At 66.6% G+C, this 22,414-nt stretch carries 18 protein-coding genes and 1 pseudogene; 6 read left to right on the top strand and 13 right to left on the bottom strand.

What is annotated here, in order from left to right; all coding sequences use genetic code 11:
- Positions 1-84 precede the first annotated feature (84 nt).
- The 4 genes from rutA (at position 85) to M1L58_RS09115 (ending at position 2,893) form a co-directional block, all read left to right on the top strand.
- The gene (gene rutA, locus M1L58_RS09130) at positions 85-1,167 is read left to right on the top strand and encodes a pyrimidine utilization protein A (protein WP_248658642.1); all 1,083 of its coding nucleotides are present in this window, start codon (positions 85-87) and stop codon (positions 1,165-1,167) included.
- 244 nt (positions 1,168-1,411) lie between these two features.
- Positions 1,412-2,116 (top strand): carbon-nitrogen hydrolase family protein, encoded by a 705-nt coding sequence (locus tag M1L58_RS09125; RefSeq protein WP_248658641.1) that lies wholly within the window; start codon positions 1,412-1,414, stop codon positions 2,114-2,116.
- On the top strand, positions 2,095-2,376 hold the full coding sequence (locus M1L58_RS09120) for an isochorismatase family protein (protein WP_374112685.1): 282 nt from the start codon (positions 2,095-2,097) through the stop codon (positions 2,374-2,376). The genes M1L58_RS09125 and M1L58_RS09120 overlap by 22 nt, the downstream gene beginning before the upstream one ends.
- Positions 2,377-2,395: 19 nt before the next feature.
- On the top strand, positions 2,396-2,893 hold the full coding sequence (locus M1L58_RS09115; RefSeq protein WP_248658640.1) for an NADPH-dependent FMN reductase: 498 nt from the start codon (positions 2,396-2,398) through the stop codon (positions 2,891-2,893).
- Positions 2,894-2,899: 6 nt separating this feature from the next.
- On the opposite strand, the gene M1L58_RS09110 is transcribed toward M1L58_RS09115, so the two are convergent.
- The 13 genes and pseudogenes from M1L58_RS09110 to M1L58_RS09050 all read right to left on the bottom strand — a co-directional run.
- Entirely contained in the window at positions 2,900-3,700 is an 801-nt protein-coding gene (locus M1L58_RS09110; protein ID WP_248658639.1) for an SDR family NAD(P)-dependent oxidoreductase, read from the bottom strand.
- A 51-nt stretch (positions 3,701-3,751) separates the two neighbouring features.
- On the bottom strand, positions 3,752-4,483 hold the full coding sequence (locus tag M1L58_RS09105) for a mycothiol-dependent nitroreductase Rv2466c family protein (protein ID WP_040536630.1): 732 nt from the start codon (positions 4,481-4,483) through the stop codon (positions 3,752-3,754).
- Between the two features lie 74 nt (positions 4,484-4,557).
- Positions 4,558-6,798 (bottom strand): NADP-dependent isocitrate dehydrogenase, encoded by a 2,241-nt coding sequence (locus M1L58_RS09100; protein WP_248658638.1) that lies wholly within the window; start codon positions 6,796-6,798, stop codon positions 4,558-4,560.
- Between the two features lie 220 nt (positions 6,799-7,018).
- Positions 7,019-8,686, bottom strand: coding sequence for a SulP family inorganic anion transporter (locus tag M1L58_RS09095; RefSeq protein WP_248658637.1), 1,668 nt, complete (start codon positions 8,684-8,686; stop codon positions 7,019-7,021).
- Positions 8,683-9,048, bottom strand: coding sequence for an ArsR/SmtB family transcription factor (locus M1L58_RS09090; protein WP_248658636.1), 366 nt, complete (start codon positions 9,046-9,048; stop codon positions 8,683-8,685). The genes M1L58_RS09095 and M1L58_RS09090 overlap by 4 nt, the downstream gene beginning before the upstream one ends.
- Positions 9,049-9,200: 152 nt before the next feature.
- Positions 9,201-11,426: a catalase/peroxidase HPI gene (gene katG, locus M1L58_RS09085; protein ID WP_006867600.1), complete on the bottom strand. Its 2,226-nt coding sequence runs from the start codon at positions 11,424-11,426 to the stop codon at positions 9,201-9,203.
- Between the two features lie 49 nt (positions 11,427-11,475).
- Positions 11,476-11,907, bottom strand: coding sequence for a Fur family transcriptional regulator (locus M1L58_RS09080; protein WP_006867601.1), 432 nt, complete (start codon positions 11,905-11,907; stop codon positions 11,476-11,478).
- Positions 11,908-11,995: 88 nt separating this feature from the next.
- The gene (locus M1L58_RS09075) at positions 11,996-13,051 is read right to left on the bottom strand and encodes an MBL fold metallo-hydrolase (protein ID WP_248658635.1); all 1,056 of its coding nucleotides are present in this window, start codon (positions 13,049-13,051) and stop codon (positions 11,996-11,998) included.
- A gap of 60 nt (positions 13,052-13,111) precedes the next feature.
- On the bottom strand, positions 13,112-13,582 hold the full coding sequence (locus tag M1L58_RS09070; protein ID WP_248658634.1) for a cupin domain-containing protein: 471 nt from the start codon (positions 13,580-13,582) through the stop codon (positions 13,112-13,114).
- A gap of 79 nt (positions 13,583-13,661) precedes the next feature.
- A complete protein-coding gene (locus M1L58_RS09065; protein ID WP_006867604.1) occupies positions 13,662-14,126 on the bottom strand; it encodes a cupin domain-containing protein in 465 nt (154 codons plus the stop codon).
- A gap of 265 nt (positions 14,127-14,391) precedes the next feature.
- The gene (locus M1L58_RS09060; protein WP_248658633.1) at positions 14,392-15,408 is read right to left on the bottom strand and encodes a ferritin-like domain-containing protein; all 1,017 of its coding nucleotides are present in this window, start codon (positions 15,406-15,408) and stop codon (positions 14,392-14,394) included.
- Positions 15,409-15,668: 260 nt separating this feature from the next.
- Positions 15,669-16,514 (bottom strand): 3-hydroxybutyryl-CoA dehydrogenase, encoded by an 846-nt coding sequence (locus M1L58_RS09055; protein WP_006867606.1) that lies wholly within the window; start codon positions 16,512-16,514, stop codon positions 15,669-15,671.
- A gap of 131 nt (positions 16,515-16,645) precedes the next feature.
- Positions 16,646-16,774 (bottom strand): annotated as a pseudogene (locus tag M1L58_RS09050) (DivIVA domain-containing protein); the annotation flags it as partial.
- Positions 16,775-16,917: 143 nt separating this feature from the next.
- Between M1L58_RS09050 and M1L58_RS09045 the strand changes: the two are divergent.
- Together M1L58_RS09045 and M1L58_RS09040 are read left to right on the top strand one after the other, a co-directional pair.
- Positions 16,918-18,006 carry an alpha/beta hydrolase gene (locus M1L58_RS09045; protein WP_248658632.1) on the top strand — a complete coding sequence of 363 codons (1,089 nt, stop codon included), beginning with the start codon at positions 16,918-16,920 and terminating at the stop codon, positions 18,004-18,006.
- 106 nt (positions 18,007-18,112) lie between these two features.
- Positions 18,113-22,405: an amino acid adenylation domain-containing protein gene (locus M1L58_RS09040; protein ID WP_248658631.1), complete on the top strand. Its 4,293-nt coding sequence runs from the start codon at positions 18,113-18,115 to the stop codon at positions 22,403-22,405.
- Positions 22,406-22,414: the final 9 nt, after the last annotated feature.

Below are 22,414 nucleotides of genomic sequence, written 5' to 3'. Positions count from 1 at the left end.
TGGATCGCAAACCAACGGCGAAAACCATGCGCGGCGCAGCTATGCCACGCGCAGGTTCTCATGACCACGCAGCGTAGGAGTGACATGGAAATCGGCGTCTTCATCCCCATCGGCAACAACGGCTGGCTCATCTCCAAGAGTGCGCCCCAGTACATGCCGTCATTCGAGTTGAACAAGACCATCGTGCAGAAGGCCGAAGAACACGGGCTGGACTTCGCGCTGTCGATGATCAAGCTCCGCGGCTTCGGCGGCGACACCGAGTTCTGGGACCACAACCTCGAATCCTTCACGCTCATGGCAGGTCTCGCGGCGGTGACCGATCGGATCAAACTGTTCGCCTCGACCGCCATCCTCACCCTGCCGCCGGCGATCGTCGCGCGCATGACCAGCACCATCGACTCGATCGCCCCGGGACGGTTCGGAGTGAACATCGTGACCGGTTGGGCGCCGGGCGAATACACCCAGATGGGGTTGTGGCCGGGCGAGGAATACTTCGGCTACCGGTACGAACAGGCCGGCGAGTACGTGAAGGTCCTTCGCGAACTGTGGGCCGAAGGTTCCAGCGACTTCAAGGGCAAGCACTACACGATGGACGACTGTGTCCTGTCGCCGCCGCCGGCGGCCAAGGCGGCCCTGATCGTCGCTGCGGGACAATCGAACACCGGTATGAAGTTCGCCGCCGAGAACGCCGACTTCAAGTTCATCCTCGGCTCGGGAATCAACACCCCGCTGGCCGTGGAGGAATCGACGTCGACACTGGTCGCCGCCGCCAAGGAAAGTGGGCGGGACGTCGGGGCCATGGTCCTGTTCATGATCATCGCCGACGAGACCGACGAAGCGGCACAGGCGAAGTGGCAGGACTACCACGACAACGCGGACCTCGCCGCGCTCGGCTACATGGCCGACGAGTCCGCCGCCGACGCGACTGCCGACGACAGCTCTACCGCCAAGACGATCTCGCTGCCCGAGGGTGCGGTGAACTTCAACATGGGCACCCTGGTCGGTTCGTACGAGACCGTGGCCGAGATGCTCGACCAGGTCGCCGAACTCGAAGGCGTCAAGGGCATCATGCTGACCTTCGACGACTTCGTGAAGGGCGTGGACACGTTCGGCACCCGAATCCAGCCGTTGATGAAGTGCCGTCAGGAGAACGCCGCCGCGGCGTGAGGCAGGCGCCTGGTGAGCGGGCATCGAGTGTGCCTGCTCGCCAGGTGGTTTCGATACGGCTCGTCGCAAGCTCCTCGCCTACTCAACCAGCGAGGGGGCGGCTCGTCGCAAGCTCCTCGCCTACTCAACCAGCGAGGGGGCGGCTCGTCGCAAGCTCCTCGCCTTTTCAACCGGTGGGGGGCGGCTCGTCGCAAGCTCCTCACCTACTCACCGGCGAGGAGACGGCAACTGACAAAGGGTAGTGATGCTGCAATCGTTGGATGTCGTGGTCGTGCAGATCGGTGAGCTCACCGACAACGTCGACCACAATCTGGAACGGCTCGTCGACGCGGTCGAGGGTGTGACGTCAGGAGATGCGCCGGACCTCGTCGTCCTGCCGGAGCTGATCACCGCGCCCTACTTCTGCACCAGCCACGACACCGACCGGACCGGATGGGCGCAGACCATCCCGGGGGAGGCGACGCAACGATTCGCGGCGATTGCACGAAAGCGTGGCTGCGCCTTCGCCTTCGGCACTTATGAGCGGACGACGGACGGCACCTTCCACAACTCGGTCGTCTTGATCGACGGCGCGGGAGAGGTCGTCGACTGGCGAACCCCGCACGGCGGCCGGATGCCCGCCTATCGGAAACTGTCGCTGCCGGCGAGCAAGGTCAGCGGCATCGACATCGACGAGAAGTACCACTTCGTACCGGGCCCGGCGCCCGCGACCGCCGATCTGCTCGGCACCCGCTTCGGTTGTGTCATCTGCTACGACCGGACCTTCCCCGAATACTGGGCGGTCGCCCGTGCACTCGGGGCCGAGGTGATGCTGGCCATCGTCTCGTCGTTGGGATCACGGGAGGACCTCTTCCTGGCCGAACTGCAGACGCGCGCACTGGAATCCCAAACCTGGGTGATCGCGGCGAACCGCGCCGGAACGCGAGCGTGTTCTTCGGAACGAGCCTGAACTCGTACCTGAACTCGCTGCGTATCGATACGGTCTTCCTGGCCGGACTGTCGACGAGTGGGTGCGTCCGGGCCACCGCACTCGATACGATGCAGCACGGCTTCATCCCGATCGTCGTCGAAGATGCTGTGGGAGATCGCGATCCGGCGATCCACCATGCCAACCTCTTCGACATGCAACAGAAGATGGCCGAAATGTGGTCGCTGGCAAGGACCCAGGAATTCCTAGGCCGTCTGACCGCGCCGTCGACCGACGGCTGAAACAACGAGAGGCATCGCCATGACCACCACCGTCGTCGTCGGTAATCCGAAACCCGGTTCGCGAACGCTCGACGCGGCCAACCGGCTCGCCGAATCGCTGACCGGTTCCGCACCCGACCACATCGTCGACGTCATCGAACTCGGTCCGGGTCTCCTCGGCTGGGGCGACGCGAAGGTCAAGGTGGCCGTCGAAACCGTCGCGTCGTCGGATCTCGTCGTCTTCGCGAGCCCGACCTTCAAGGCGACCTACACCGGCGTCCTGAAGCTCTTCCTGGATCAGTTCGCCACCGGCGACGGTCTGCGCGACGTCACCGCGGTGCCGCTGATGCTCGGCGCCGGACCGGCGCACGCCATGGCCCCCGACCTGCTGCTGAAGCCGGTGCTCGTCGAACTCGGCGCCGTGTGCTCGCTGCCCGGTCTGTATCTGATCGACTCCACGTACACCGAGGACACCCGGATCTCCGACTACACCGAGCGTTGGAGGTCGGCGGTGCCGGTCAAGGGCTCCGGCTCCTGACGTCCCTCAGCTCTTGGAGCCGGACCCCGGTGCGGCGAGCACGCGATGGAGTGCAGCCTTCACCGCGTCAGGGGTGATCATGCTCGCCCCGGCCATGATTCGCGTCATCGCCGACGCAGCCACCGACCGGGCCTCGCCGCTCATCATCGCCTCGTAACCCTGCCTGGCGACCTCGGCCGGGTCGTCCTTCGACATCCGGCCCATGCGGGTGTCGTCCATCTCGGCGCGATGGAAGAAGTTGGTCTCGGTTGGCCCGGGCATCAACGAGGTGACGCTGACCGCCGACTCCTTCAACTCGTTCTGTAGGGCCTCCGCGAACGACTGCAGGAACGACTTGGACGCGTTGTAGGTGGCCTGGAAGCTACCCGGCATCATCGAGGCGATCGACGAGGTGATCAACAGCCGGCCGGAGTCGCGCTCGACCATGTCGCGGAGCACGAGCTTGGCCAGGTGGACGGTGGACCGGACGTTGAGGTCGATGATCGACAGGTCCTCGGCGAGGTCGGTGTCGACGAAGGCGCCACCGTGTCCGATACCGGCGTTGAGTGCTGCCGCAGCGAGGGGCCGACCGGTGCTCTGTACAGCGGCGTAGAGCGCTTCGACGCCCTCGGCGGTACGCAGATCGGCACGGACTGAAGTGACCTCACGGCCCCGTGCCCGCAGCCGGTCGGCGACGTCGTCGACCGCGAAATCCTCAGCGCAGATGATCAGATCGAACCCGTCGGCGACGAACAGCTCCGCCAGTTCGTGGCCGATGCCACTCGATGCGCCGGTGATCAGTGCCAGACGTGCTTGTGCGTGTGCCATGCGCGTCGGGTACCCGTATGCACTCGAGTCAAGCATGAGACCCGGGCGGTTTCAGCCCTTCTTCGTCCGTCGGCTGCCGGCGTGCCAGTCTTCCTGCTCGGGCGTCTCGTCGTCGGTCACGCCGAAGGCACGCAGTTGCGGTTTCTCCCGCAGGCTCCGCTTGAGTTCGGCGAACCCGGGGAAGCTCGCCAGCCCGATCACATGGTCCCACAGGGTGACCGCGTCCTCGTCGCTCGGCAGGCGACTGATGACGGGCCCGAAGAACGCCACGCCGTTCGGCGGCTGGAAGTGGATGATCGGCGTGCCGACATCACGTCCGGTGAGGGCGAGTGCCTCGTCGGTCTCGGCCTGGATCTCCGCGTCGAAGCCGGTGTCCTCCAGCGCACCGACGTGATGGGTGGGTAACCCGAGCTCCTCCAGTACCGGGGTGAGGAAGTCGACGGTGCCGCGGTGGTCGGTGTTGTCGACCGTGTACGTGCCGGTGTGCTCCTCGAAGAACCTGGTGCCCAGTGCGACGTAGAACGGATCGACAGCGTCCCGTCCGTGCTCTCGGCGGATGCTCGCAGCGACGCGGAGAAGCCGGAGTCCGGCCGTGTGCCCCGCCTCGTACTCGGGCGGGAAATGCGCGGCGTAGTCGATGTGCGAGTTCAGCAGCCGAAGCGAGATGAACCGCCAGTCGACACCGTAGTCGCGTTGCGCCTGGACCTTACGGACCCATTTGCTCGTCATCCACGCGAACGGACACACGGGATCGAAGTAGTAGTTGATGTCGGCATCGGTCATGGGGTCGACGGTAGTGCCGAAAAACGCCCCGGGTGAACGGATCACCCGGGGCGTTTCGATGGGTACAGCGAGGACTAGAGGTCCAGCGAAGCGAGCGCCTCGTTGAAGGTCTTGCTCGGCCGCATCACCGAAGCGGTCTTGTCCCAGTCCGGGTAGTAGTAACCGCCGATGTCGACCTGCTGACCCTGGACGGAGTTCAGCTCCTCGACGATCTTCTCCTCGTTCGCGGCGAGGGTCTCGGCCAGCGGCGCGAACTGCTTGGCCAGCTCGGTGTCCTCGGTCTGGCCGGCCAGCTCCTGCGCCCAGTACAGGGCGAGGTAGAACTGGCTGCCGCGGTTGTCGAGCTCACCGGTCTTGCGCGACGGGCCCTTGTCGTTCTCGAGCAGCTTGCCGGTCGCCGCGTCGAGTGCCTTGGCCAGGATCACCGCACGCTGGTCGTCGAACTTCTTGCCCACGTCCTCGAGGCTGACCGCGAGGGCGAGGAACTCGCCCAGCGAGTCCCAGCGGAGATGGTTCTCCTCGATGAGCTGCTTGACGTGCTTCGGTGCCGAACCGCCCGCACCGGTCTCGTAGAGACCGCCGCCGGCCATCAGCGGCACGATCGACAGCATCTTCGCGCTGGTGCCGAGCTCCAGGATCGGGAAGAGGTCGGTGAGGTAGTCGCGGAGGATGTTGCCGGTGGCCGAGATGGTGTCCAGGCCGCGGACGACGCGCTCCAGGGTGTAACGCATGGCGCGGACCTGCGACATGATCTGGATGTCCAGACCCTCGGTGTCGTGGTCGGGAAGGTACTTGTGGACCTTCTTGATCAGCTCGTTCTCGTGCGGGCGGTACGGGTCGAGCCAGAACAGGACCGGCATGCCCGAGTCGCGGCATCGGTTGACGGCCAGCTTGATCCAGTCCTGGATCGGGGCGTCCTTCACGATGCAGAGGCGCCAGATGTCGCCCTCTTCGACGGTCTGGGTCAGCAGGACCTCACCGGTCTCGATGTCGGTGATGTTGGCGGTGCCGCCGACCGGGACCTCGAAGGTCTTGTCGTGCGAGCCGTACTCCTCGGCCTTCTGCGCCATCAGGCCGACGTTGGGAACGGTGCCCATCGTCGTGGGATCGAACTGCCCGTTGGTCTTACAGAAGTTGATCATCTCCTGGTAGATGCGGGAGAAGGTCGACTCCGGGTTGACCGCCTTGGTGTCCTTGAGGCGTCCGTCAGCGCCGTACATCTTGCCGCCGGCGCGGATCATCGCGGGCATCGAGGCGTCGACGATGACGTCGCTGGGGGAGTGGAAGTTCGAGATGCCGCGGGCCGAGTCGACCATGGCCAGCTCGGGACGGTGCTCGTGGCACTTGTGCAGGTCGTCGATGATCTCCTCGCGCTGGGCGCTGGGGAGCGACTCGATCTTGTCGTACAGATCCGACAGGCCGTTGTTGACGTTGACGCCGAGCTCGTCGAACAGTGCGCCGTGCTTCTCGAAGGCGTCGCGGTAGAAGACCTTGACCGCGTGGCCGAAGACGATGGGGTGCGAGACGCGCATCATCGTCGCCTTGACGTGGAGCGAGAACATGACGCCGGTCTTGTAGGCGTCCTCGATCTGCTCTTCGTAGAACTTGATGAGCGCCTTCTTGCTCATGAACATGCTGTCGATGACGTCGCCGTCGGTGATGTCGACCTCGGGCTTGAGGATCAGCGTCTCGCTGCCGTCGTCCGGGATGAGTTCCATCTTGACCTTGCGGTCGCCTTCGACGGTCATCGACTTCTCACCGTGGTAGAAGTCGCCCTCGCGCATGTGCGCGACATGGGTACGCGATGCCATCGACCACTCGCCCATGCTGTGCGGGTGCTTGCGCGCGTACTCCTTCACGGCCTTCGGCGCGCGGCGATCGGAGTTGCCCTCACGCAGAACCGGGTTGACCGCGCTGCCCAGGCACTTGGTGTACCGGTCGCGGATCGCCTGCTCTTCCTCGTTCTTCGGGTTGCCGGGGAAGTCGGGAAGGTCGTAGCCCTTTTCCTGCAGTTCCTTGATCGCGGCGAGGAGCTGCGGCACCGAGGCACTGATGTTGGGGAGCTTGATGATGTTGGTGTCGGGTTCCTGGGTGAGCTTGCCCAGTTCGCCGAGGTTGTCGGTGACCTTCTGGTCTTCGGGGAGGAGATCGGAGAACTCGGCGAGGATGCGCGCAGCGACCGAGATGTCGCTGGTCTCGACTTCGATGCCGGCCGCTCCGGCGAACGTGCGCACCACCGGCAAAAACGCGTGGGTGGCGAGCATGGGGGCTTCGTCGGTCAACGTGTAGATGATGGTCGGCTTCTGGGTGCTCATGCCTAATGTTCTCGATTCTGTCTGTATTAACCGGTGTCGCCGGCGACCTTGTGAGTCAGGCTTCACCGATACCACGCTTGCGGTGTGCTCGTGTGACAACTACTCCCCGATTCTGCCCCCTGTGATCAGCCTCGCGTTCAGGGGCCTCGGGTCTTGTGGTTTGATGCCGCCGGAGCCGGGACGTCCCGGTACCTCCGGAACCCGCGTCGATGCAGGTAGTTCACATTCTCTCGCGTTCGACGTGACTCCGCGCGTGGGCGATCGCCTCGTCGAGGGTGTCGACGAGATGGTTGTCGTGGCGTAGGGAGTCGACGACACCGACACCTTCGAGCAGCCCGAGGTGTTCGGGTTGCACGCCCTTGATGATCACCGTGATGCCGCGCTTCTCCAGATCGGTCACGATCTCGGCGAGTGAACGGGCACCGGTGGCATCGAGCATGCCGAGGTGCGACATCCGGATAATGACGACCGACACCGACTCGTTGCGGTCGGCGCCCGCGGAGATGGTGGTCGAGATCTTCTCGGCAGCGCCGAAGAACATCGCGCCGTCGAGGCGGAGCAGGGCGATGCGCTCGTCGCCGGGTCGTGCGGGCCCGGGCAGCGGCTCGCGGGTCACGCTCGCCCGCTGGGCGACCTGGCGCAGTGCGAAGAACGCCGCGACGACGATGCCGATCTCGACGGCCTCGATGAGGTCGAGCGTCACGGTGATGACCGCGGTGACCGCGAAGATCAGGGCGTCCGAACGGGTCGACCGCAGGATCGCGCGGACGGTACCGACGGACACCATGCGGAACGACGTCACCATCAGCACGCCGGCGAGCGCGGCGAGCGGGATCTCCGACACCGGGCCGGTGGCCAGATAGACGACGCCCAGCAGCAACAGCGAGTGCACGATCGCCGCGACCCGGGTGCGGGCGCCGGACCGCACGTTGACCGCGGTACGGGCGATCGCCCCGGTCGCGGGCATGCCGCCGAAGAGACCCGACGCGATCGACGCCAGACCCTGCCCGGACAGCTCGCGGTCGGGTTCGTACGGGCCGGTCGGCGACATGGTCGCCGCGACCCGCGCCGAGAGCAGCGATTCGATGGCGGCGAGCGCGGCGATCGCCACCGCCGCGCCGAACATCGCACGCAGTGCCTCGGAGTCGACGTGCGGGATCGAGGGCGCGGGCAGCGACGACGGCAGCTGTCCGATCGTCGCCACGTCGAAGACATCGGTGAAGTAGACGACCAGGGTGACCGCGATGACGGCGGTGAGGGATTCGGGGATGGAGGCATGGATACGCGGCAGCACCACCATGATCACCGCGACCATCACGACGACGGCCAGGGTGGCCCAGGCCTTCGACCAGTCGGCGTGGACGACGACGTCGATCGCCGCGTTGAGGGTTCGCATGCCCGCCGGGGCTGCCGTGTTGAACGCGGCCGGCACCTGCTGCAGGAAGATGATCGCCGCGATGCCGAGGGTGAAGCCCTCGATGACCGGCCACGGGATGAACGTCACTGCTCGCCCGAGGCCGAGTACGCCCGCGATCAGCACCAGCAGTCCCGCTAGGACGGTGACCAAGGCGATGCTGCTCAGGCCGTGTTCGGCGACGATCGGTGCCAGGATCACGGCCATCGCGCCGGTGGGTCCGGACACCTGGACGTGCGAGCCGCCGAAGACCGCGGCGACGAGACCGGCGACGACCGCAGTGATCAGGCCCGCGGCGGCGCCGACGCCGGAGCTGATCCCGAAGGCGAGCGCCAGCGGGAGGGCGACGATACCGACGGTCACACCGGCGAGGATGTCGGTCTTCCAGCTCCGGGGGAGGTCGGCGTAGTCGCTGCGTCGAGGAACGAACCCCTTGACCCGGGAGAGAGTGCCGGTGACGGCGTCGGTACTCACCGGCGGGTCACCGGTGGAAGGGACGAGATGGCGTCGAGTTGCTCACGCTGTGCGTCGAGGGTGTCGATCAGGAACGTGCGCGCGATGACCAGCAGGTCGGAGATCTTCGGATGGGCGAGCTCGTAGAAGACGGCGTTGCCGACGCGGTCGGCGGTGACCACCCGGTGGCGCTTGAGGACGCCCAGATGCTGTGACAGCAGCGTCGGTTCGAGGTCGGTGGCCGCGAGGAGCTCACTGACCGGCGTCGGGTCACCGTTGGCGCTGAGCACCTCGAGGACACGGATGCGAGCGGGGTGCGCGAGGGCCTTGAACAAGTTGGCCTTGATCTCGTACAGCGGCTTGTCTGGGCCGGTATCGGTCACGGGTCACTCCAGCGGCGGTCGGGGTGGGCTCACGGTTCAGTTGACGGATTGACGGATTGGTCAATTGCTCAATCCAGACTATAACCCGCCCCCGGACACGGAAGCACCCCGCGGCCCTGGTCCGCGGGGTGCTCCCGATCGATCAGGCTGGATCAGCCCAGATCGAAACGATCGTTGTTCGCCACCTTCACCCACGCCTTGACGAAGTCATTGACGAACTTCTCGGCGTTGTCGTCCTGAGCGTAGACCTCGGACAGCGCGCGCAGTTGCGAGTGCGAACCGAAGGACAGGTCGGCGGCGGTCGCCGTCCACTTGGTCTGGCCCGACGAGCGGTCGACGACCTCGTAGACGTTCTCGTCGGTGCCCGACTTCCACTCGTAGTCCATGCTGACGACGTTGCGGAAGAAGTCGTTCGACAGCACGCCCGGACGATCGGTGAACACGCCGTGCTTGGAACCGCCGTAGTTCACGTCGAGTGCACGGAGTCCGCCGATCAGCACGGTGAGCTCCGGAGCGGTGAGGCCGAGCATGTAGGCGCGCTCGAGCAGCAGCTGCTCCAGCGGGGCCTTCTCACCGCCACGGCTGTAGTTGCGGAAGCCGTCGGCCGCGGGCTCGAGCACCTCGAACGAGTCGACGTCGGTCTCCTCCTGCGAGGCGTCGGTGCGGCCCGGTGTGAACGGCACGGTGACCGGGAAACCGGCTGCTTCGGCGGCCTTCTCCACGGCGGCGGCGCCACCGAGGATGATCAGGTCGGCCACCGACACCTTCTTGCCGCCGGACGCCGAGTCGTTGAAATCCTTCTGGATCTGTTCGTAGACCGGCAGGGCCTTGGCGAGCTCGCTCGGCTCGTTGACCTCCCAGTTCTTGATCGGCTCGAGGCGAATGCGTGCACCGTTCGCGCCGCCGCGCTTGTCGGTGCTGCGGAAGCTCGCCGCCGACGCCCACGCGGTCTTGAGCAGCTGGGTCGGCGAGAGTGCCTCGAGCAGCTTGCCCTTCAGCGACGCGATGTCGGAGTCGTCGACGAGCTCATGGTCGACCGCCGGCACCGGGTCCTGCCAGATCTGCGGCTCGGCAACCCACGGTCCGAGGTAGCGGGTGACCGGCCCCAGGTCGCGGTGGAGCAGCTTGTACCAGGCCTTGGCGAAGGCCACCTCGAGTTCCTCGGGATGGTCGAGCCAGCGGCGGGTGATGTCGGCGTAGATCGGCGACTCGCGAAGGGCGACGTCGGTGACCAGCATGGTCGGTGCACGTCCCGGTCCGCCGAACGGGTCCGGGATGGTGCCCGCGCCCGCGCCGTCCTTGGCGACGTACTGCCATGCCCCGGCCGGGCTCTTCTGCAGCTCCCACTCGTAGCCGTAGAGGATCTCGAGGAAGCTGTTGTCCCACTGGGTCGGCGTGTTGGTCCAGACGACCTCCAGGCCGGAGGTGATGGCGTCCTCCGCCTTGCCGCTGCCGTAGCTGGACTTCCAGCCCAGGCCCTGCTGCTCGATCGGTGCGGCCTCGGGCTCGGGACCGACGAGGTCGGCGTCGCCGGCACCATGGGTCTTGCCGAAGCTGTGGCCGCCGACGATGAGAGCTGCGGTCTCCTCGTCGTTCATCGCCATCCGCGCGAAGGTTTCCCGGATGTCGTAGGCGGCCGCGATCGGGTCCGGCTTGCCCTCGGGCCCTTCGGGATTGACGTAGATCAGGCCCATGGTGGTGGCGCCGAACGGCTTTGCCAGTTCGCGTTCACCGGAGTAGCGCTTGTCGGTGCCGAGCCACTGGTCCTCGGGGCCCCAGAACACTTCTTCCGGTTCCCAGATGTCCTCGCGACCGAAGCCGAAGCCAAAGGTCTTGAATCCCATGGATTCCAGCGCGACGTTGCCGGCGAAGACCAACAGGTCCGCCCACGAGAGCTTGTTGCCGTACTTCTGCTTGATCGGCCACAGCAGGCGTCGTGCCTTGTCGAGGTTGGCGTTGTCCGGCCAGCTGTTGAGCGGGGCGAAACGCTGCGCACCCTGACCGCCGCCACCGCGGCCGTCGAAGATGCGGTACGTGCCGGCCGCGTGCCAGCTCATGCGGATGAACAGGCCGCCGTAGTGGCCGTAGTCGGCGGGCCACCAGTCCTGCGACTGGGTCATCAGCGAGACGAGGTCGGCCTTGAGTGCCTCGACGTCGAGCTTCGCGAATTCCTTCTTGTAGTCGAAGTCCTCGCCCAGCGGGTTGGACAGCGGGGAATGCGCGTGCAGGACCGACAGGTCGATCTGCTCGGGCCACCAGTCCTTGTTCGTCAGCGGCGCATGCGCTTTCGGCTCCGGCGACGGGATCGCCGGGTTCTCGCTCTCGCTGTTGCTCCGGGTGTCTTCTGCGGAATTCGGTGGGCGGCTGTCGGAGGTCACGACATTCCTTTCGATGGTGGAACCGGTTGGGCTGCGATCACGGATGTGATCAGGTCGGGGCCGTACTGACGCAATCCGGGCAGAGTCCCCAGAAGATGACCTCGGCTTCGTCGAGGACGAAACCGTGATCCTGGGAGGCGGTGAGGCAGGGTGCCTCACCGACCGCGCAGTCGACGTCCTCGACGGTTCCGCAGGACCTGCAGACAACGTGATGATGATTGTCGCCGGTGCGGAATTCGTAGAGGGACACCGAACCCGACGGTTGGATTCGCCGGATGAGACCGGTCTCGGTGAGTGCCCGGAGGACGTCGTAGACGGCCTGGCGGGACACGTTGGGCAGCGTCTGGCGGACGATGCCGTAGATGGTCTCGGTGTCGGTGTGGGGATGTTCGTCGACGGCATGCATGACCGTCACCCGTGGTTGGGTGACTCGAAGGTCCGCGGCCCGGAGTTGCTGGGCATAGTCCGATGTCGATGCCACGCGACCACCATAGGCACACCGCCTACGAGTTCACGTCGTTTTTCTGGATCTGATCAAAACTCCGCGGGAACAGCGGGTTTACGCCCGGTCAGCGCAGGGAAAGCGTGACGCGGTCGGGACGAAGGTAGTCCTCCGGGTCGCGGAGGTAGCGCACCTCGGGACGGGCGTCGATGGTTTTCAGGGCGTCGAAGAAGGCCCGTTCGCGGTTGACGGCGGGGGTCGCGATCACCGGAAACCAGTCGTCGTGATGGTTGGGCACAAAGACTTTCGGCTGCAACGCGTCGATGTAGCGCATCGGGTCGCCCAGGCCGTTGGTGATCTCGTTGAACCCCTGGATGGACCCGACATGCAGGTCGACGGGACCGAGAGTGCGCAGGCCGGCGAGGATCGCCCGACCGCCGGGATCCTGGCTCACCGGACCGACCGAATCGTTCCAGACGATCCGGCGGCCGCCGACGGAGAAGGCGTAGAGGACGGCGCCGCCCTCCGGATCGTCGAGATGCTCGGCGAGACGGCCGAGTTCGTCCGCATGCGGCGGGTCGGTGACCAGACGGTCGCTCGGTGGGATGGGCAGCAGCGGGGGATGCTGCCCAGTGGGCGCCTTGAGAGTGGAATGGATGTTGCTCATCGCGGTGACCGTGATTCCCGGGATGCCGTGGTAGATCTGGGTGCTGCCGGGACGTGCGCCGGTCGCGGCCACCGCGTCGCAGGCGACGCCGGGCCGGCGGAAGAAGGCGCAGTGACCGGCCGACCCGACCAGGCGAGCACCGGACGCCTTCGCGATGTCGGCGGCATCGGCGGCATGGTCGAAGTGCCCGTGCCCGATCAGGATGTGCGACGGCTTGATCGCAGCGATCTGCGCGCGGGTCGTCGGGACCTGGTTGCGGTAGGCGTTGGGCACCCACGCGTCGGTGAGGAACACCTGACCCGCCATGGCAACGGCGAAACTCGAGACGCCGAACCAGGAGAAGATGACGCGGTCGTTCCGGACCGCGCCGGTGGCCTGGTCGACGTTGTGGGTGCCGAACACGGCCGATCGGGCGGAGACCAGTGCTGAGTCGGCGCGGGCGGTGCCGACGCCCGGCAGTGAGGTGGCGACGATGGCCAGGAGTAGCGACACAACCAGTACGACGCGACGGTGCATGGCTGAGGAGTCTACGGCTGCGGCGACGTGAGTCGTCCGGGATCGAGGCCCCGATGCCGCCTACGACTCGGCGCAGGCCGGCGCCGGCGCGTCCTGCGACAGCGGCTTGCCGGGTGGCGTCAGGTACAGGAACACGATGACCACCGGGACGTCGCCGACGTTCTTGCCCTCGTGGACGTGTTTCTCGCCGGGTGGATCGCTGAAGATGCTTCCGGCCGGGTAGATCGTCGGTGTGCAGTCCGACTCCGGGTGGGTGAGCGTGCCCTGCCGGACGAATGCGAAGGTCTCGCCGTCGTGATGATGCCAGCCGGTGGTGCCGCCGGGCGCGATGGTCGTCTCCTTGACCTCGATGTCCACTCCCTGCGGGATGAACGGCAGGAGCCCGGCCGGGATCTCGGTCTGGGCCAGCGTTTTCGACGAGACCCCGGTCGAGGTCGCGGCATTCGCGGTGGCGGGGCCGACGAGCGCGGGCACCAGGAGGGCAGCCGCCGCGACGACGCCGCCGGTGACTGTGCGGATCGTAGGGGTCATCGGGCGACGGTACGTCCACCCCGGCCCTGTGACCTGCGGTTACACCGATTCGTTCCCGTTTCGTTAGGGCAATGGGTGCCTACGGCTGGGCGCAGGCCGGTGCGTCGGCATCCTCCGACAGCGGCTTGCCGGGCGGCATCACGTAGAGGACGTCGAGGATCACCGGGACGGTGCCGAGGTTGGTCCCCTCGTGGGTGTTGGCCTTCCCGCCGGGCTCCTCGATGATCTGGCCCGCCCGGTAGACGACCGGTTTGCAGTCCGCGCCCGGGTGGGTGAGCGTGCCCTGCCGGACGAGGCCGTAGATCTGGGCGTCGTGGTAGTGCCAACCGGTGGTGCCGCCGGGGGCGATGGTGATCTCGCGAACCTCGACGTGCGCTCCCTGCGGAATGAACGGCAGGAGTCCGGCCGGGATGTCGGTGTGGGCGAGGGTGACCGCCGAAACCCCCGTGGAGGGTGTCGCATTCGCGGCGGCCGGTCCCAGCAGGACGGGCGTGAGAAGTGCAGCCGCGGCGAAGGCGGTGACTGCTGTGGTGCGGAAGGTCATCGCGCGACACTACGACGGCGCTGCGCGTGTGAACTGCGGTTTCGGCGAATCGGTCACGACTTTCGCTCACTGCATCCGTTCGCGCTCACACGATAACGGCTCCATTCCCACCCTGGCTACCAACCTGTCTCACGACAAGGCTGGCAGCCAGCGGATAAAGGTGAGCGCGAACGGATCCCGTGAGCGTGAAGTCAGACGAGCGGGTGCGGACATACGACGGCCGCCATCCGAGAGGATGACGGCCGTCGTGTTGCCTTGAGTCAGATCAGCTGTCGATGCCGACCAGTTCCTTGGCGAGCTCGGCGAAACGGATCTCGATTGCCGAGACCACCCGCTGCCGGTTCTTGTGGGTCTCCTCGTAGGCGAGGGTCACCCGCAGATCGGCCGGCGTGGAGAGTTCCTTGACCGCGGCGACGGCATCGCCGACGTTGAGGTCGGTGTAAACCTCGATCGGCAGGTCCTCGGCCTCGACGGTCCCGGTGATCTCGCGGAGCTGGTGGAGCGCGTCCGCGGCACCCTTGGCGCCGTTGTCGCGGGCGCTGTCCTCGACGGCTTCGAGCGCTGCATCGCGTCCGGCTGCGACGGTCTTCGAGACAGCGGTGCCGGCGTTCTCGATGGCGTCACCGGCGCGCGCTGCGGCATCTGCGGCGTCGTCGACGGCGGTCGCGAATCGGCTGCGTACCAACGCGATCGGATCGGGGATCTGTCGAGCGAAGTCGGCAGTCCGGTCGATGGCCCACGACGCGCCGTTGGCCGGTGCGGTGAGTGCGCGCGCGGCGAGCCCGCTGACCCACTGGGTCGGGCCTCGACGTAGCGCGGTGGGTCCGCCGAGTGCCTCTTCGGCGAGCACCGTGGTCAGCCAGTCGACCGTCGCGGTGTGGGCGACGATCAGCTTCTCGGCGAGGTCGACGAGAGCCTTGTCCTCCTGGCCGGTCGCGAGTGCCTTGAGGTACGTCGAACGCGCGAGGAGACGCTGTTCGAGCGCGAGGTCGTCGAGGAGTGCCTCGTCGAGCGGCTGGGCCTGCTCGACGACGGTCTTGACGAGGGCGCCGACCCGGCCGATCACGGGGCGGATCACGTCGACGAGGCCGCCACGTTCGCGGAGGGCCTCCTCGATGGCGACGGCGCGCAGCTGCGCGTTCTCGGCATTTTGAGCGAGCTCCTTGCGGATCGCGTCGGTCCGGGCCTGGGCCTGACGCGTCTCGGCGATCTGGATCTCGGTGTGCGTCATCGCGAGGATTGCACGAAGTTGCTGGTGGACGGTGGTGGTCGAAACAGTCATTCGGTCTCGCTCCCTTCTCATCCGCGTTGGGATGTGTACGACCAGAGTGTTGCCTCGATGACCCGGTACGTAACCTCCCTGCCGATATCCGCGACAGCGGCGATCCGATATCTGTTGTGCCACAGTCGCTTACAGGTCAAGTGAGGTGGGTCACAACCGGGTTTGACGCCGGGGGCGTTCTACCCAAAGACGACAAAACGCCCCCGGTCGACGCTTGGTGCGCCGCCGCGGGGGCGTTCTGTCGGGATCGTCCCGATAGATCAGTAGGTGTAGAAACCGCGTCCGGACTTACGGCCCAGGTGACCGGCGTCGACCATGCGGCGCAGCAGTGCCGGCGGCGCGAAGTGCGGCTCGGCGAACTCGTCGTACAGCGACTCGGCGGCGGCGAGGGTGATGTCGAGGCCGATGGTGTCGACGAGGGTCAGCGGGCCCATCGGGTAACCACAACCGCCCTTCATCGCGGTGTCGATGTCCTCGGCCGAGGCGTAACCGGAGTCGTACATCCGGATGGCCTGGCAGAGGTACGGGATGAGCAGTGCGTTGACGATGAAGCCCGAACGGTCGCCGGCGTTGACCGGGTTCTTGCCGAGGACGTCCTTGACGTACGCGCTGACAGCTTCGGCGGTCTCCGGCGAGGTGACCAGGGTCGAGATGATCTCGACCAGCGGCATCACCGGGACCGGGTTGAAGAAATGGACACCGACGACGCGCTCGGGGCGCTTGGTGGCGGTGGCGACCTTGATGATCGGGATCGACGAGGTGTTGGTGGCCAGGATGGTGTTCTCGCCGACGGCCTCGTCGAGACGCGCGAAGATGTCGCGCTTGAGCTGCTCGTTCTCGGGGGCGGCCTCGATGACCAGGTCGCGGTCGGCGAGGTCGGCGTAGTCGAGGCTGACGCGCAGACGGCCGAGCGCGGCGTCGGCGTCCTCCTGGCTGAGCTTGTTCTTGCTCACGGCGCGGGACAGGGACTTCTCGACGCGCGCCCGCGCGGCGTCGGCGAACTCCTGCTTGACCTCGATGATGACGACATCGCTGCCGGACTTCGCGCACACCTCCGCGATGCCAGCTCCCATGGTGCCGCCGCCGATGACGCCGATGTTCTGCACAGTAAAACCTCCGAGTCGAGTTACACGACAAACGGTAGTACGTCGGTTCGGCCCGGCGGAGTCGAGGTCAGATGAACGTCAAGGTGAAACCGGTTTCACCACGGCGGGCGGCCCTCGTAGCGTGCGAGACGGTCATAGAGATCCCGCATGGTCGCCTCCACGTCGTCGAGGAACTGGTCGACCTGGTCCTCGTTGTAGCCGCGCTTTCCGATCGGCGGCTTTCCGAAGGCAACGTTGTGGACGTCGTCAGGAGTGAGCATGCCGGTATCTTCGCATTCGGTTGTCACCGCACGATTCCGGTGTCCACAGCGTTTGCGCGATGTGGCCCCGGGTACAACCGAGCGTGCCTACGATGCCTCAGCCGGGAGCGGTAGCCCCGGTGTCTCGACCCGGGAGCAACCGAATGAATCGCACGCGACCGGCCGGACGCGCCGTCATCGTCTCGATCTTCGCCGTGGTGTCGCTGGTCGCCGGACTGTTCGTAGGCGGAGCCGGCGTTGCGGAGGCCCGCACGCTCGACGGCGTCCGGTATGCACACGCGAGCCCCGGGGCGCCCTATCGCCAGACCTGGACGTCGCCACGGAATTTCGTCGCCTCGGTGTGGTCCCCGTCGATGCAGACGCAGGTTCCGCTGCTGGTGCAGACGCCGGCGAACGGCAACCAGGCTGCGCCGGTGATGTACATGCTGAACGGGTCGTCGGGCGGCGAGGAGGACGACGACTGGACCCACGCCACCGACGCGAACGCCTTCTACTTCAACAAGAACGTCTGGACCGTGACCCCGATCGGCGGGGCGGCGAGCTACTACGCCGACTGGCGGCGCGTGGACCCGGCGGCGAACTTCCGATACCAGGTGAAGACGCCGCGACCGCTGCGCTGGGAGACGTTCCTGACCTCTGAATTGCCTGCCACGTTCGAGGGGAGGCACGGTGGGTACAGATTCGGGCGGTCCCGTGGCATCGCCGGGATCTCGATGGCCGGGAACTCGGTGATCCGCCTGGCGGAGAACCATCCCGGTCTGTACCGCGCCGTGGGTGCCTACTCGGGTTGTGCCGATACCGCGACGCCGACCGGACAGCTGCTGTTGAGAAATGTCGCATTCGTGCCGTACGGGGCCGACGCGACGAACATGTACGGGCTGCCGGGCGACCCGCAGTGGGCTGCGCAGGATCCCGTTCTGAACGCCCACAAGCTGGCCCGACGCACCCCGGCGCTGTGGATCAGTGCCGCCACCGGAATTCCGGGCGGGCACGACAATCCGGGCGACCGCTCCGTCCGCGGGGACGTCGGAAAGCTTGCCGCGCAGGTGACGGCCGGCGGAGTCAGCGAGGCCGCGGCCCGGACCTGCACGGTCACCTTGGCCCAGCGCCTTGCGGCCCTTCGTATCCCGGCCGTCGTGCGGTTCCCGGCGGTCGGCACCCACTCGTGGGGTTACTGGCAGGACCAGATGCACCAGTCCTGGCCCCTGTTCGCCAGGGCGCTGGGGGCGTGACCCCTCTGCGGTTGTGTCGACCGCAGAGGCCGAGGGTCTCTTTCCTCAGGAGCCTTTCATCTGCACGGGGCTACGTTCGAGTTGTGGGCGCGGTTGAGGACGTTCGGTGACGACGACGCGACGAGCGTTGTGGGTGTCGCAGACGCTGCATCCGGAGGTCTCCCATGTCGTCGCCTTCGGGCTCACGCTCGAGGGCCCACTGCGCGTTCAGCGTTTGATCGACACCACGCGTGACGTCCTCGCCCACGTGGGCTGGCTCGATGTACACATTCCGCCTGGGTACTCGCCGGTCGACGCAGTTCCAGGCCGTGCGGGCGCGCTGGAACCGCTCCGCGCCGCTGCCTCGTCGGTCGAGGTCATCGAGCAGGTCGATCTGTGTCGATGCGATGATCCCGATACCGAAAGCGAGCGTCGGGCACAACAATTCATCGACGCCGCGGACGGCGCGGACCTGGCCCGGCCATTGTTCCGCAGCGAACTGCACCTCCTGGGCGACAACCTGCACAGGTGGGTGATACGGGCTCACCACGTCCTGACCGATGGCGCAGGGCTTCTCCGCGTGATGGGTCATGTGGCAGATGTGTACGGCGGCGGGGCAGTTCCCGGAGACCTCGCTGTCGCGTACGCCGACGAGTTGGCGTCCGATGAGACGAGGTATGCCGACTCTCGACGTCGAGGAGTCGACGCGGAGTACTGGGATCGCGTCCTCGACGGTTATCAACCGTCATCGCTGTCGGGAACTGCCACCTCGATGACATCCGAGATCATCCGCGTGACAAGGCGTTCGGCGGGTTGTCGACCGGCCGGAGCGAACGAACTCGTCGCGGCACTGGCCGGTCTGTGTGCTCGACTGCTCGATTCTCCCGACGTCGGGATCGCGCTTCCCGTGGCTGCGCGGACCTCGGCAGTTCGACGCCGCGCCGTCCAGCCGCTCTCGAACGTCGTACCGCTGGATCTTCGAGGAATCGGCGACCTGACCGCCCCCGATGCGGTCGAAGCGGTGTCGTCGGCGATCATCGGTGCCCTCCGGCACCAGCTCTACCCTCGCGAGGACATGTTGCGCGACCGCGACGATGTCACTGCTTTCGGCGTGGTGGTCAATCTGTTGCCCGCCTTCTCTCCGCCGGTTGTCGACGGTCTGCACTGGTCTCTCGAGGTGATGCGCACCGGACCGGTCGTCGATGTGGTCGTCACCATTCATCCGGCGGATGAGACCGGCGGTCGCGCCATCACCTGGGAGGCGCCCGCAGCCTCGTTCGACGAGGCAACGCTGTCGGCACTGGCGTTGCGTTTCGACTCCTACCTCACCGCGTTGTTGCGCGAGATCGACCACGGTGTGCCGATTCCTGACGACGCGGTCTTTCTCGAGGGGGAGTGGGATCGCTTCCGGTACCGCAGCGGGCCTCCCGCACCGTCGTACACCCCGACTGCGGCGCTGTTCTCCGAGTACTGCGACGCCGATCCGTCGGCTCCCGCCGTCATCTTCGACGGCGAGGTGTGGTCGCGATCCCAACTCGCCGAACGGGTCTACCGTGGGGCGCGGGTGCTCACCGCTGCCGGCGTGGTCGGTGGTGACCCGGTGGTCGTGCATGCCGAACGGTCGCCGGAATCGGTCGTCGCGTTCTGGTCAGTGTTGATGGCCGGTGGGGTCTGGGTGCCGCTGGGTGGTGGTGCCATCCCCGAGGAAAGGGTGCGGTCGCTCGTCGCGCGCGTGGGCGCACGAGTCGGGTTGCGCGCCGACGGATCCGGTGTGGACGCCGCTGTGCGCTGGCTGTCGCCGGCCCCCGACGTCGGGGACCCAGGGTTCGTGGCTTCCGAAGCTGCTGAACATGATTGCCTACGCGGGCTCGATCGAGGACCCGACGACGCGGCCTATGTTCTCTTCACCTCGGGCTCCACCGGAGAGCCGAAGGGCGTGGTCATGCCGCACCGCGGTATCCCCGCGCTGGTCGCGGACATCCGGACGTCATATGGGCTGTCACCTCGGTCGCGATTGCTGCACGCGGCCTCGCCGACCTTCGACACCGCGATCGTGGAGATGCTGGCGGCGGTCGCCACCGGCGCGGCACTGGTGGTCGCCCCAGGATCGGTTCGCGGTGGTGACGAACTCGGTGACGTCGTTCGTCGGGGGCATGTCTCGCACATGATCGTCACGCCGTCGGTGCTCGAGACGGTACCGCTTGAGGTCGCCGACGGGCTCTCCCAGGTGATCGTCGGCGGGGAGACGCTCCCGCGGCATCTCGTCGAACGCTGGGCGGATCGGGTATCGATCCGGAATGCGTACGGGCCCACCGAAACCCGATGCAGTATCAACATCTCCCGTCCGCTGCCGTCACGCGGGACCATCACGGTGGGGCCGCCGATGGTCGGCGTCGTGGAAGCGGTTCTGGATCGGCGGGGTCGGCCGCAACCACCCGGGGCGCTGGGGGTGTTGCATTGTGCGGGGGTCGCACTGGCCGACGGGTACCTCGACGATCCCGGGTCGACGGCGCAGTCCTTCGTCGCGTGCACCATGTCCGACGACGCGCGGATGTACCGGACCGGGGATGTGGCCGCCTGGACCAGCGACGGGGAGCTGAGGATTCTCGGTAGGCGTGACGGGCAGGTGAAACTACGCGGCGTGCGAATCGAACTCGGCGAGGTCGACGTCGCACTGTCCGGCTGTGCCGGAGTCCGTAATTGCGTCACCACCTTGCGGGAGCTGCCCTCGGGGAAGCCGGGTCTCGTGTCCTTCGTCGTCGCGGACGATCCCGCGAATCCGCCCGAACCACATGTACTCCGGCACGCGCTGGCGCAGCGCCTTCCGTCGTACACGGTTCCGGCGATCATCGTCATGATCGACGAGATCCCCCGCACCGCGACGGGGAAGCTCGGCCTGGCGGCGCTGCGCGACCATCCGTTGCCGGTCTTCGAGTCGACGCGAGCGGCGTCCGGGCCTGTCGAAGAACTGCTGATGCGGGTGATCGGAGATGTCCTCGGCATCGAATCACCGGACCCGGTCCTCGGTTTCGTGGATCAGGGCGGTGATTCACTCGGGGTCGTGGAAGTTGCTCGACGACTGGCGGCGCAGGGGCATCCGGAGATCGGCCCGAATGATGTACTCACCGCGCCCGATCTGGCGTCCCTCGTGGAGAGGATGACCGAGTCGTCGTCGGTTCCGACGGATGTCGCGACGCCGTCGTCAACCCGGGACGGAGTCGGTGACCGGAGGCTGACCGCTGCTGAACGGACCGTCGTGCGGTTGCCGGGTGACCCTCTCGCACAGTTGATCTGCGTGGCGTGGGTCCCGGACCCAGATGCCCGTCCGCTCGCGACCCAGGTGGCGGCGCTTGTTGCCGCACTCCGCGATCGGCACCCGGCTCTGCGAGCCACCTTTCCGGACACCCCGTCGGGGCCGGTGTGCCGCACGTTGCCCGAGGTCGCGCTCGCATCGGTGGTCACTCGGGTCTCGGTCACGGAGCAGCCGGACCGCGAGTGGTTGCGATCCGAGGCCAGACAGATGGCGGAAGTTCTCGATGTCCGGAACTCGCCGCCACTGGCGGTGAGACTTCTCGTCGGGCCGGGCGATTCGTTGTTCGGCGCGGTGGCCGTGTTGCATCACATCGCGATAGATGGGCAGTCGCTGGCTGTGCTCGCACGAGACGCCGAGATGCTGCTGAACGGAGAGCAACTGCCCGCCGGCCCCCTTCCTCGGCGCGACCCGGATGTAGCCAACGGACCGGATGAGCTCGAGCGACGCCGATTCTGGAAACAACTACTCACCCAGTACGACTCGATCTTCGAGTTCGATGGCATCGATCCGGGGGAGTGCCGGATCGATGTCGCCCTGCGTCGACGCGAAGTGGTTGACTCAACCACCTACCGCCGCTTCCGGGCTCGGGCTTCGGCCGAACGCATGACGCCGTTCGAGGCGTTCGGCCACGTGGTTGCCATCGCTCTGCGCGGGTCCTCCGGAAAGGAGGGTGTCATGGCTGCCACCGCCGTGTCGACTCGACCACCGGGCTCAGAAGGCGTCGTCGCAAACCATGTGCTCGCTGTCGTCACACCCCTGGTAGACCACAAGCCAGAGGATTCGGTCACGCTGCGCCGCAGGTGTATTCGTGAGGCGTCGCAACCTCTGGAAGAGGTCCTGGACCTGGCGGGTCGAGCGGCCGATGGTGACCACCTGTTCCCGGTTCCGGTCCTGCTCGGATGGTCACCCGTCGTCGAGCCGCCGTCCTCCGGTGGAGCCCTGCACGCGTTCCCGCCCCGCTTGACGCGGTGGCTGTTGCAGATCGAAGGGTGTCCCAGGCCGGATGGTGCACTCGTGATCCGGGTCGTCGGCGCCGAGCAGGCGTTGGGCCGGGAGCGAACCGAACGAGTCCTGGCGGAAGTGGTGGGCTCCTTACGGCAGTGGTGAGTTGATCGA

Origin of the sequence: Gordonia sp. C13, from assembly GCF_023218005.1 — a bacterium.
GTDB classification, from domain to species: domain Bacteria; phylum Actinomycetota; class Actinomycetes; order Mycobacteriales; family Mycobacteriaceae; genus Gordonia; species Gordonia namibiensis.
This window is presented reverse-complemented; position numbering and strand designations above follow the sequence as displayed.

Coding starts and splice junctions, on each gene's coding strand:
- M1L58_RS09105 (WP_040536630.1), bottom strand. CDS start 4,483: ATGACCGATGCCGACATCAACTACTACTTCGATCCCGTGTGTCCGTTC.
- M1L58_RS09115 (WP_248658640.1), top strand. CDS start 2,396: ATGACCACCACCGTCGTCGTCGGTAATCCGAAACCCGGTTCGCGAACG.
- rutA (WP_248658642.1), top strand. CDS start 85: ATGGAAATCGGCGTCTTCATCCCCATCGGCAACAACGGCTGGCTCATC.
- M1L58_RS09045 (WP_248658632.1), top strand. CDS start 16,918: ATGAATCGCACGCGACCGGCCGGACGCGCCGTCATCGTCTCGATCTTC.
- M1L58_RS09065 (WP_006867604.1), bottom strand. CDS start 14,126: ATGACCTTCCGCACCACAGCAGTCACCGCCTTCGCCGCGGCTGCACTT.
- M1L58_RS09125 (WP_248658641.1), top strand. CDS start 1,412: ATGCTGCAATCGTTGGATGTCGTGGTCGTGCAGATCGGTGAGCTCACC.
- M1L58_RS09110 (WP_248658639.1), bottom strand. CDS start 3,700: ATGGCACACGCACAAGCACGTCTGGCACTGATCACCGGCGCATCGAGT.
- M1L58_RS09060 (WP_248658633.1), bottom strand. CDS start 15,408: ATGACTGTTTCGACCACCACCGTCCACCAGCAACTTCGTGCAATCCTC.
- M1L58_RS09100 (WP_248658638.1), bottom strand. CDS start 6,798: ATGAGCACCCAGAAGCCGACCATCATCTACACGTTGACCGACGAAGCC.
- M1L58_RS09075 (WP_248658635.1), bottom strand. CDS start 13,051: ATGCACCGTCGCGTCGTACTGGTTGTGTCGCTACTCCTGGCCATCGTC.
- M1L58_RS09070 (WP_248658634.1), bottom strand. CDS start 13,582: ATGACCCCTACGATCCGCACAGTCACCGGCGGCGTCGTCGCGGCGGCT.